General features: G+C 73.8%; 10 protein-coding genes. 4 read left to right on the plus strand and 6 right to left on the minus strand.

The window, feature by feature from the left end:
- Positions 1–86: 86 nt before the first annotated feature.
- Positions 87–782: a response regulator transcription factor gene (locus tag KS423_RS28485; RefSeq protein ID WP_031069385.1), complete on the minus strand. Its 696-nt coding sequence runs from the start codon at positions 780–782 to the stop codon at positions 87–89.
- Positions 783–784: 2 nt separating this feature from the next.
- On the minus strand, positions 785–2,182 hold the full coding sequence (locus KS423_RS28490; RefSeq protein WP_224282643.1) for a cell wall metabolism sensor histidine kinase WalK: 1,398 nt from the start codon (positions 2,180–2,182) through the stop codon (positions 785–787).
- Positions 2,183–2,488: 306 nt separating this feature from the next.
- On the opposite strand from KS423_RS28490, the gene phoU reads away from it, so the two are divergent.
- Both phoU and KS423_RS28500 read left to right on the plus strand, forming a co-directional pair.
- Positions 2,489–3,178 (plus strand): phosphate signaling complex protein PhoU, encoded by a 690-nt coding sequence (gene phoU / locus KS423_RS28495; RefSeq protein WP_224282644.1) that lies wholly within the window; start codon positions 2,489–2,491, stop codon positions 3,176–3,178.
- Between the two features lie 266 nt (positions 3,179–3,444).
- Entirely contained in the window at positions 3,445–3,621 is a 177-nt protein-coding gene (locus KS423_RS28500; RefSeq protein ID WP_224282645.1) for a hypothetical protein, read from the plus strand.
- 76 nt (positions 3,622–3,697) lie between these two features.
- Here the strand turns inward: KS423_RS28500 and KS423_RS28505 are convergent, their stop codons facing one another.
- Both KS423_RS28505 and KS423_RS28510 read right to left on the minus strand, forming a co-directional pair.
- On the minus strand, positions 3,698–4,294 hold the full coding sequence (locus KS423_RS28505; RefSeq protein WP_224282646.1) for a lytic polysaccharide monooxygenase: 597 nt from the start codon (positions 4,292–4,294) through the stop codon (positions 3,698–3,700).
- A gap of 277 nt (positions 4,295–4,571) precedes the next feature.
- Positions 4,572–5,330 carry a phosphoglyceromutase gene (locus KS423_RS28510; protein ID WP_224282647.1) on the minus strand — a complete coding sequence of 253 codons (759 nt, stop codon included), beginning with the start codon at positions 5,328–5,330 and terminating at the stop codon, positions 4,572–4,574.
- 149 nt (positions 5,331–5,479) lie between these two features.
- Between KS423_RS28510 and KS423_RS28515 the strand changes: the two genes are divergently transcribed.
- The gene (locus KS423_RS28515; RefSeq protein WP_224282648.1) at positions 5,480–6,805 is read left to right on the plus strand and encodes an MFS transporter; all 1,326 of its coding nucleotides are present in this window, start codon (positions 5,480–5,482) and stop codon (positions 6,803–6,805) included.
- A 9-nt stretch (positions 6,806–6,814) separates the two neighbouring features.
- On the opposite strand, the gene KS423_RS28520 is transcribed toward KS423_RS28515, so the two are convergent.
- Complete coding sequence (locus KS423_RS28520) at positions 6,815–7,351, minus strand: YbjN domain-containing protein (protein WP_224282649.1); 537 nt, start codon at positions 7,349–7,351, stop codon at positions 6,815–6,817.
- 39 nt (positions 7,352–7,390) lie between these two features.
- Positions 7,391–8,761, minus strand: coding sequence for a D-inositol-3-phosphate glycosyltransferase (mshA, locus tag KS423_RS28525; protein ID WP_374120042.1), 1,371 nt, complete (start codon positions 8,759–8,761; stop codon positions 7,391–7,393).
- Between the two features lie 216 nt (positions 8,762–8,977).
- Between mshA and KS423_RS28530 the strand changes: the two genes are divergently transcribed.
- The coding region (locus KS423_RS28530) for a class I SAM-dependent methyltransferase (protein WP_224282651.1) at positions 8,978–9,777 on the plus strand (800 nt) is incomplete at its 3' end.

A 9,777-nucleotide genomic window follows, 5' to 3' on the forward strand; every position in this document is an offset into this window, starting at 1 on the left:
CGGCGGGCCCGCCCGGGCCCGCCGGGGCGACGCGAAGGCCCCCTCCGGCTGCTGCCGGCGGGGGCCTTCCGCGTGGTCGGGACGGTTTACGGCTCGAACTTGTAGCCCAGGCCGCGGACGGTGACCAGGTAGCGCGGCGCGCCCGGGTCCGGCTCGATCTTGGCCCGCAGGCGCTTCACGTGGACGTCCAGGGTCTTGGTGTCGCCGACGTAGTCCGCGCCCCACACCCGGTCGATCAGCTGCATCCGGGTGAGCACCCGGCCCGCGTTGCGCAGCAGCATCTCCAGCAGGTCGAACTCCTTGAGCGGCAGGTCGACCTTGGCGCCGTCCACGGTCACCACGTGGCGGTCCACGTCCATCCGGACCGGGCCCGCCTCCAGGGCGCCCGGGCCGCCACCGTTGTCGCCCGCGCCGCCGTCCTCGCCGCGGCGGCGCAGCACCGCGCGGATCCGCGCGACCAGCTCGCGGGTGGAGTACGGCTTCGTGACGTAGTCGTCAGCGCCTATCTCCAGACCGACGACCTTGTCGATCTCGCTGTCCTTGGCGGTCACCATGATCACCGGGACGTTGGAGCGCACCCGAAGCTGGCGGCAGACCTCGGTGCCCGGCAGGCCCGGCAGCATCAGGTCGAGCAGGACGAGGTCGGCACCGTTGCGTTCGAACTGCTCCAGGGCGTCGGGGCCGGTGGCGGCGACGGCCACCTCGAAGCCCTCCTTGCGGAGCATGTACGAGAGGGCGTCGCTGAACGACTCCTCGTCCTCGACCACCAGTACTCGGGTCACGATCAGGCCTCCGGGGCAAGCTGGGGGGTTGTGTCTGACAGATGTTGTTCCCGCTCCCCGGCGGGGAGCGAACGGTCCGTACGGTCCGTGGTGAGGGTTCGGGGTGCGGCGGCGGGTCCGGCGGGGCCGCCGGCCGGCACGTGGTCCGGCTCGTCGTCGAACGCGTCGTGGGGCTCGTCCTGCGCGGGTGCCTGTCCGGCGGGCAGGCGGATGGTGAAGGTCGAACCCTGGCCCTCGACGCTCCACACCGAGACGGTGCCGCCGTGCGAGGCCGCGACGTGCTTGACGATGGACAGGCCCAGGCCGGTGCCACCGGTCGCCCGGGAGCGGGCGGGGTCGACACGGTAGAACCGCTCGAAGACCCGCTCGCGGTCCTTCTCGGAGATACCGATGCCCTGGTCGGTGACCGAGATCTCGATGAGCTCGCCGTCCGCCTCCCCGAGCGCCGCGGCGCTGGAGATGCGGCGGGTGGCGATGGCCACCCGGGTACGGGGCGGGCTGTAGTTGACGGCGTTCTCGACCAGGTTGCCGAGCGCGGCGGCGAGCTGGCCGCGGTTGCCGTGCAGGTAGAGGCCGGCGATGCCGCCCGCCGCGATCAGGATCTGCTTGGCGGCGGCCTGCTGGCGGCAGCGGTCGATCGCCTCGGCGATCAGCTCGTCCACCGCGACCGGCTCCGGGTCGACCATGAGCCGGTCGTCCTGGACCCGGGAGAGGTCGATGATCTCCTGGACCAGGCTGGCCAGCCGGGTCGCCTCGACCTGCATCCGGCCGGCGAAGCGCTGCACCGCCTCCGGGTCGTCGGACGCGTCGGCGACGGCCTCGGAGAGCAGCGACAGGGCGCCGACCGGGGTCTTGAGCTCGTGGCTGACGTTGGCCACGAAGTCCCGGCGGACGGCCTCCACCCGGCGCCGCTCGGTCTGGTCCTCGACCAGCACCAGCACCAGCCGGGAGCCCAGCGGGGCCACCCGGACCGAGACCGCGAGCGGCTCCGTCGCGCGGGCCGCGCCCGGCCGGGGCACCTCCAGCTCGACCTGGCGGATCTCGCCGTCCCGGCGGGTGGAGCGGGCCAGTGCCAGCATCTGGTCCACGGCGACGGCGCCGCCGCGCACCAGGCCCATCGCGTACGCCGCCGAGCTGGCCTTGACCACCTCGTCGCCCTCGCCCAGCACGATCGCGCAGGAGCGGAGCACGGAGAGCACGGTGTCGACCCCCGGCGGCAGCGGCGGCTCGGGGTTGCCGGTGCCCAGCGACTGGTACCGGCCGTGGTTCCTGCCGCCGGTTCCGCTGTACTTGCCCTTGGCCTGCTCGCGCTCACTCCAGCGGAAGGCGATGGAGGCGGTGAGGCCGACGCCGAGCCCGGCTATGGCACAGGCAGCGGCGGCGGCCACGTTCACGTCCATGTGGCCAGCGTAAGCGCACGGCCAGGGCAGTCCCCAAGCGCTGGATCAAGGCATCGACCACGCGTTGCCGAGAATTCACCTTCAGGTAGCTGCCGATTCACCGTAGCGGCCGTGCATCGTCGCCCTGACGGCGGAAAGTTGGCCAGGCAGCCCGTGTGGGAGAGATCGGTGTGCCCAACAGCGGCCACCGGCTCGGGTGTGCGCGTACGATGCGCGCCACCAGCAGCGGTCACCCGGACACCGGAACGACGGTCGGACGGGCCGGCCGGTCGGCACCGCCACCGACACAGCTACTGAGGAGAGAACATGCGCGACGCGTACCACGAGGAACTCGATGCGATCGGCGACAGCCTGGTCGAGATGGCCCGGCTCGTCGGCTCTGCCCTGGGCCGCGCCACCACCGCCCTCCTCGACGCGGACCTGGCGCTGGCGGAGAGCGTGATCGCCGCCGACGAGAAGATCAACGAGCTGCACCACGAGCTGGAGAACCGGGCCATCGACCTGCTGGCCCGCCAGCAGCCGGTCGCCACCGACCTGCGCATCGTCGTCACCTCGCTGCGGATGAGCGCCGACCTGGAGCGCTGCGGCGACCTCGCCCGGCACGTCGCCAAGGTCGCGCGGATGCGCTACCCCGACACCGCCGTGCCGCGCGACCTGCACTCCACCGTCCTGGAGATGGGCCAGCTCGCCCAGCGCCTGGTGGCCAAGGCCGGCCTGGTCATCGCCACCAAGGACGTCGACAAGGCGCTGGAGATGGAGCAGGACGACGACGCGATCGACACCCTGCACCGCGAGCTGCTGTCGCACCTGATCGACGAGCGCTGGCACCACGGCATCGAGACCGCCGTCGACATCACCCTGGTCGGCCGCTACTACGAGCGTTTCGCGGACCACGCGGTGTCGGTCGCCAAGCGCGTGGTGTACCTGGTGACGGGCGAGCACGTGGCCGAGTTCGTGGCCGCCACCGAGGCCGCCGAGGCCGCGCCGGTCGACTGACCGCCGGTACGGGCCCGGCCGGGCGCGGGCCCGGCCGAGTGCGAGCAATGCCGGGCGCGGGCCCTGCCGGCCCCGGCGTTGCGGCTCACGGCACAGCTGCTCACGGCTCCCCCGAGGGGCGGCGAGTAAACCTGGGACGAGGGTGGTGCGGGCGCACGGTCTTCCGTGCGCCCCACCACTGCGCGCCCGTTGACGCCCCCTCCGTCCGGCGGTTTCACTCGACATCGGGGGCACAGGACTGTGCCCGTCACTAGGAGGGAAGCTCGATGAAGGCCAACCCGACCCGACCGGCAACCGCCCACGACACCGTCGAGCCACTCGCCCCGAAGCTGCTTCCCGTCCTCGCGGCCGGCTGCGGCTGCGGCCCCGGCTGCGGCTGCGGCTGCCAGTCCGGCGCCCCCTGCCAGTGCGGCGGCGCCGACGGCGGCTGCTGCGGCCACTGAGCGGTCCGCCGCCCGAGGTGTCCCCCGAGGTGCACGGCCCACCGGCGGCCGTGCACCTCGTCCGTTCCCGCGGGCCTCAGAACCGGACGTCGGAGCAGGAGTAGAAGGCGTTCCCGGTGTCGGAGATCGTCCAGACCGCGACGACCACCTGGTGTCCGGTGCGCCCGCTCGGCACGGTCGCGGTGTGGCTGAGCGTGCTCGGCACCTGCTTCCCGCCGTACGGGACGGTCAGGAAGGGCGTCAGGTCCAGGTCGGCCCGGGTGACCGGCCGGCTCGCGTCGTAGCCCGGCTTGGTCATGTAGTACCGGAAGTCGGTGGTCGCGTGCCGGGCGGTGAACGTCCAGGTGAAGGTGAGCGACCGGCCCGCCGTCACCGGCGTGGTCGGCCAGGCGCCCCCGTGCGGGTCGTCCAGCTCGGCGAAGCGCGAGTTGCCGCCGGCGCAGATGGTGCCGTCCGAGGGGCCGAGGGACGGGAAGCCCTTGGGGCCCTCGACGCTCTGCGGCTCCCACTGGATGTCACCGCAGTCCCAGGGGACGGCGCTCGTGTGCACGTCGCAGAGCGCGGCTCTGCTGGGCGGGGTCGAGATCCAGCCGTGGGACGAGGCCGGGGAGGCGAGGGTCAGCGGGATCGCCAGCGCGGCGGCGACCGCCGCGACGATGTGGCGTGTGCGCATGGTGCTCCTCCGTGGGGGTGGATGGAGTGTGCGCCGGGGGCGCAGACGCGCGCGCGTGGGGGTGCGGCGGCCCGGACGGGGAGATCCTGGCATGCCTGCGCCAGTCCGGTGCCCTCACGGTAGGAGTCGCCACCTAGGCCGTCAATGGTCTGAACCATTTTGTCGCCACCTGCCCAACTCTCGTGCTGGACAGGCGGGTTGACCCCGAAGCGACCGGAACGAACGAAGACCCCGCCGCCCGGTCTGCCGGGGCGGCGGGGCCGTTTCGCCAGGTGGGCTACTTCTTGCCCTGGTTCTTGACCGCCTCGATGGCGGCCGCGGCGGCGTCCGGGTCGAGGTAGCGGCCGCCCTTGGCGACGGGCTTGAAGTCGGCGTCCAGCTCGTACACCAGCGGGATGCCGGTCGGGATGTTCAGGCCGGCGATGGCCTCGTCGGAGACGCCGTCGAGGTGCTTGACCAGCGCACGCAGGCTGTTGCCGTGGGCGGTGACCAGGACGGTCCGGCCGGCGGCGAGGTCCGGGACGATGGCGTCGTACCAGTACGGGAGCATCCGCTCGACGACGTCCTTCAGGCACTCGGTGCGCGGACGCAGCTCGCTCGGGATCTCGGCGTAGCGCGGGTCGGCGGCCTGCGAGTACTCGGCCTCGTCGGCCAGCACCGGCGGCGGGGTGTCGTACGAGCGGCGCCACAGCTGGAACTGCTCCTCGCCGAACTCGGCCAGGGTCTGGGCCTTGTCCTTGCCCTGCAGCGCGCCGTAGTGGCGCTCGTTCAGCCGCCAGCTGCGGTTGACCGGGATCCAGTGCCGGTCGGCCTTGTCCAGGGCGATCTGGGAGGTGCGGATGGCGCGGCGCAGCAGCGAGGTGTGCACCACGTCGGGGAGCAGACCCTCGGCGGCCAGGAGCTCGCCACCGCGGGCGGCCTCCTTCTCGCCCTTCTCGTTGAGGTCGACATCGACCCAACCGGTGAACAGGTTCTTCTGGTTCCACTGGCTCTCGCCGTGGCGGAGCAGGATGAGTCGGTACGTCGTGTCAGCCATGGCCCCCAGCTTAGTGGGGGGTCGAAAAACCCCTGGTGGGGACCTTCGACCGATGTGTAATGTGTGCTGCACGCATCTGACACTTACATGCGTCGGCTGACCGGGCCTGCCGCACCGCTCGGCGGACGCCCACCCCCGGGAGCCCCCACATGCTCGTCGCCCTGGCCGCCAACCCCCGGCTCCGAAGACTCGTGCACGAGACGGTGGGCGGGCTGCCGCGGCAGTTCTGGTGGCTCTGGGTGAGCACGCTGGTGAACAAGCTCGGCGCGTTCGTGGTCACCTTCCTGGCACTGTACTTGACGGTCGACCGGGGGTACTCGGCCTCCTACGCGGGCCTGGTGGCCTCGCTGTTCGGCCTGGGTTCGGCCGTCGCGGCGATCCTCGCGGGCGTGCTGGCCGACCGGATCGGGCGCCGGCCCACGCTGGTCGCCGCCCAGCTCGGCACCGCGCTGTTCACCGCCGTGCTCGGTTTCGCGGACGGCCAGGTGGCGATCGCCGCGGTGGCCTTCCTGGTGGGCCTGTGCAACAACGCCACCCGCCCGCCCACCTCGGCGATCATCGCCGACCTGGTGCCGGCCGAGGACCGGGTCCGCGCGTACTCGCTGAACTACTGGGCGATCAACATCGGCTTCGGCCTCTCCGCCGCCGTGGCCGGCCTGATCGCCACCCACGGCTACCTCACGCTCTTCCTGCTGGACGCGCTCACCACCGTGGTCTGCGCGGTGGTGATCTTCGTCCGGATTCCGGAGACCAGGCCGCAGGCCTCCCCCGACCAGGCGGCGGGCTCCGCCGAACCGCAGGTCAGCCTGCTGTCGGTGTTCCGGGACGCCCCCTTCATGGCGCTGGTCGGGCTGACCCTGCTGCTCGCGCTGGTCTTCCAGCAGGGCAGCACCACGCTGGCCGTGGACATGGGCGCCTCCGGCATCACCTCCAGCGAGTACGGCCTGGTCATCGGCCTGAACGGGCTGCTGATCGTGGTGCTCCAGATCCCGCTCACCCGGTGGATGGAGGGCCGCTCGCGGACCGGACTGCTGATCACCAGCTGCCTGCTCACCGGCTGGGGCTTCGGGCTGGCCGCGCTGGCCGGGTCCTCGGCCTGGCTGTTCGCGCTCTCGGTGGCGGTCTGGACGGTCGGCGAGATCCTCAACACGCCGGTGATGATGGGCCTGGTCGCCGAGCTGGCGCCGACCCACGGGCGCGGCCGCTACCAGGGCGTGCACAGCCTCTCCTGGTCGCTCGCCTCGTTCCTCGGCCCGGCGGGCGGCGGGCTGCTGCTCCAGCACGCCGGGCCGGCCGTGCTCTGGACGGCCTGCGGAGCGGTCGGGACGGTCACCGCGCTCGGGTACGTCGTGCTGGCCCGCCGCACCGGTGCGGCGGGGCGTCGCCGGCCCGCGGTGACAGAAGTCCCGGCGCCCGTGGCGGAGGTCCCGGCGCCCGCGGTGGAGCAGGCCGGGAAGGCTCCGGCGGGCGCCTGACCGGACGGGTCAGCCGGCGTCCGGGGCGTCCGCCTGCGGGGTCTGCGGCGCGGCCAGGTGGGCGAAGGCGGCCAGGTTACGGGTGGACTCCCCGCGCTTGGTCCGCCACTCCCACTCGCGCCGGATCGCCGTGGCGAAGCCCAGCTCCAGCAGGGTGTCGAACGGCTCGTCCGCGTTCTCCAGCACCGTCCCGAGCAGCCGGTCCACGACCTGCGGGGTGAGCGCCTCCAGCGGCAGCCGGCCCGCCAGGTAGACGTCGCCGAGCGCGTCGACCGCGTACCCGACGCCGTACAGCCTGGTGTTGCGCTCCAGCAGCCAGCGGTAGACGGCCTCGTGGTTCTCGTCCGGACGGCGGATCACGAAGGCGTTCACCGACAGAGTGTGGTCGCCGACCCGCAGGGCGCAGGCGGTGCTCAGCTTCCGGGTGCCCGGGAGGGCCGCCACCAGCGTGTACGGGTCGGCGGCGGCCGGCTCCCAGGCCACCCCGGCGTCGTCCAGGGCGGTGCGCAGGAGGGTCAGGGCCTCGTCCTTGGTGCGGATTGCCATGAGGGTGACGTTACTCGCCGGTACCGGGCGGGCGCAGCCTCAGGCCAGCCGCCGACGGGCCGCGGCCAGTCGGCCGGCCGGGCGGGCCATGCTGCCGGCGTACACCTCGGCGGTGGTCGCCGCGGCGGTGTCCCAGCCGAAGCCGGACGCGTGCCGGGCCGCCGCCTCGCCGCGCCGGGCCGCCAGGCCCCGGTCGGTGATGTAGGGCTCCAGTGCGTACGACCACTCCAGCGGGTCGTGGCCGGACACCAGGGTGCCGGTCTCGCCGTCCCGCACCGCGACCGGCAGACCGCCGACCGCGGCCGCCACCACCGGGGTGCCGCAGGCCTGCGCCTCCAGCGCGACCAGCCCGAAGGACTCGCTGTACGAGGGCATCGCCAGCGCCGTCGCCGCCCGGTACCAGTCCGCGAGCTGCGGCTGGCCGACCGGCGGGTGGAACCGCACCACATCGCAGATGCCCAGCTGGGCGGCGAGCTTGTGCAGGCTCTCCGGCCGGGCCAGCCCGGCGCCGGAGGGCCCGCCGACCACCGGCACCACCAGGCGCTCGCGCAGCTCCGGGCGGCGCCCCAGCAACGCGGCGACCGCCCGCAGCAGCACGTCCGGGGCCTTCAGCGGCTGGATCCGGCCGGCGAACAGCAGCACCGCGGCGTCCTGCGGCAGGCCCAGCCGGGCCCGCGCGGCGGCGGGCGTCCCCGGCCCGCCGGGACGGAAGACGTCCAGGTTGACCCCGGGGTGGACGACGGCCAGCTGGTCCGGCCGGGCGGCGTAGTGCAGCGCCAGCTCGGCGGCCTCCTCGGTGGTGTTGGCGATCAGCCGGTCGGCCGCCTCCACCACCTGGGTCTCCCCGATCACCCGGGCCGCGGGCTCGGGCGTGTCACCCTCGGCCAGCGCGGCGTTCTTGACCTTCGCCATGGTGTGCATGGTGTGCACCAGCGGCACCCCCCAGCGCTGCGCGGCCAGCCAGCCGACCTGCCCGGAGAGCCAGTAGTGCGAGTGCACCAGGTCGTAGTGGCCGGGGCGGTGGCCCGCCTCCGTCCGCAGCACCCCGTGGGTGAAGGCGCACAGCTGGGCCGGCAGGTCCTCCTTGACCAGGCCCTCGTACGGCCCGGCGGTGACGTGGCGGACCAGTACGCCCGGGGCCAGCTCGACCGTCGGCGCGTCGTCCGAGCAGATCGACCGGGTGAACACCTCGACCTCGATGTTGAGCTCGGCCAGGCGCTTGGCCAGCTCGACGATGTAGACGTTCATCCCGCCGGCGTCCCCGGTGCCGGGCTGGTGCAGCGGCGAGGTGTGGACGCTCAGCATCGCTATCCGGCGCGGGCGGCGGCGGCCGGGGACGAGCGACTGGAGCCGGCCGCGTGCGGGGGCGGCGGGCTGGGCACGGCGTACCGAACGGACGGGGTGCTGGATCACCTGGCTGAAGCCTCCTCTGTGCGGCCCGTCGAGGCGGTCCGCACCGGGCCGCCCGTTGTCCGGTGTGCGCTGCCCCGTCCGGGCACACATCACCGCCAGTGTGCCAACCACACGAACCGCGTCCGGCATTCCCGCCCCGTCCCACCGGCCGGAGCGGTCGCCATCGCCCCAGGTCAGCACGGTTCCGCCGGCGGCCCGACTACCCTTCTGGGCATGGCTGCCTCCTTCGACCCCGCAACCGCCGCGCCCGCCCGCGGACGGACCGGGCGCCCGGTCGGGACGGTCACCCGGGGCACCACCAACACCAACCGGCTGCGCCGGATGGACCGCTGGATCGCCCACACCCTCGGCCGTGCGCTGCGCGGCGCCGAGCGCCCGCCGGTCGCGGTGGACCTCGGCTACGGCGCCGCGCCGTGGACCGCCGTCGAGCTGGCCGGGCGGCTGCGCACGGTGCGGCCGGACGTCCGGGTGGTCGGGATCGAGATCGAGCCGGAGCGGGTCGCCGCCGCGGTGCCGTACGCCGAGCCGCCGCTGCTCACCTTCCGGCGCGGGGGCTTCGAGGTGCCGCTGGACGGCGGCGCGCCGGCCCAGCTGATCCGGGCCGCCAACGTGCTGCGGCAGTACGACGAGTCGGCGGTGGCCGGCGTGTGGGAGCGGCTGTGCGCACGGCTCGCCCCGGACGGGCTGCTGGTCGAGGGCACCTGCGACGAGATCGGGCGGCGGCACGTCTGGGTCGCGCTCGGCCCGGAGGGACCCCGGACGGTGACCTTCGCGGCCCGGCTGGGCGGCCTGGGCCAGCCCTCCGACCTGGCCGAGCGGCTACCGAAGGCGCTGATCCACCACAACGTGCCGGGGCGGCCGGTGCACACCTTCCTGACCGAGTTCGACCGGGCCTGGGCGGCGGCCGCGCCGTACGGGGCGTTCGGGGCCCGGCAGCGCTGGGTGGCGGCCTGCACGGCGATGGCGGGCAGCTGGCCGCTGGTGGACGCGCGCGGGCGGTGGCGGCAGGGCGA

The organism is Streptomyces sp. LS1784, from assembly GCF_020103755.1.
Lineage (GTDB): Bacteria > Actinomycetota > Actinomycetes > Streptomycetales > Streptomycetaceae > Kitasatospora.

Excerpts from the sequence above, each read along its gene's own strand:
- KS423_RS28490 (WP_224282643.1), bottom strand. The coding sequence starts at position 2,182 with ATGGACGTGAACGTGGCCGCCGCCGCTGCCTGTGCCATAGCCGGGCTC.
- phoU (WP_224282644.1), top strand. The coding sequence starts at position 2,489 with ATGCGCGACGCGTACCACGAGGAACTCGATGCGATCGGCGACAGCCTG.
- KS423_RS28500 (WP_224282645.1), top strand. The coding sequence starts at position 3,445 with ATGAAGGCCAACCCGACCCGACCGGCAACCGCCCACGACACCGTCGAG.
- KS423_RS28505 (WP_224282646.1), bottom strand. The coding sequence starts at position 4,294 with ATGCGCACACGCCACATCGTCGCGGCGGTCGCCGCCGCGCTGGCGATC.
- KS423_RS28510 (WP_224282647.1), bottom strand. The coding sequence starts at position 5,330 with ATGGCTGACACGACGTACCGACTCATCCTGCTCCGCCACGGCGAGAGC.
- KS423_RS28515 (WP_224282648.1), top strand. The coding sequence starts at position 5,480 with ATGCTCGTCGCCCTGGCCGCCAACCCCCGGCTCCGAAGACTCGTGCAC.
- KS423_RS28520 (WP_224282649.1), bottom strand. The coding sequence starts at position 7,351 with ATGGCAATCCGCACCAAGGACGAGGCCCTGACCCTCCTGCGCACCGCC.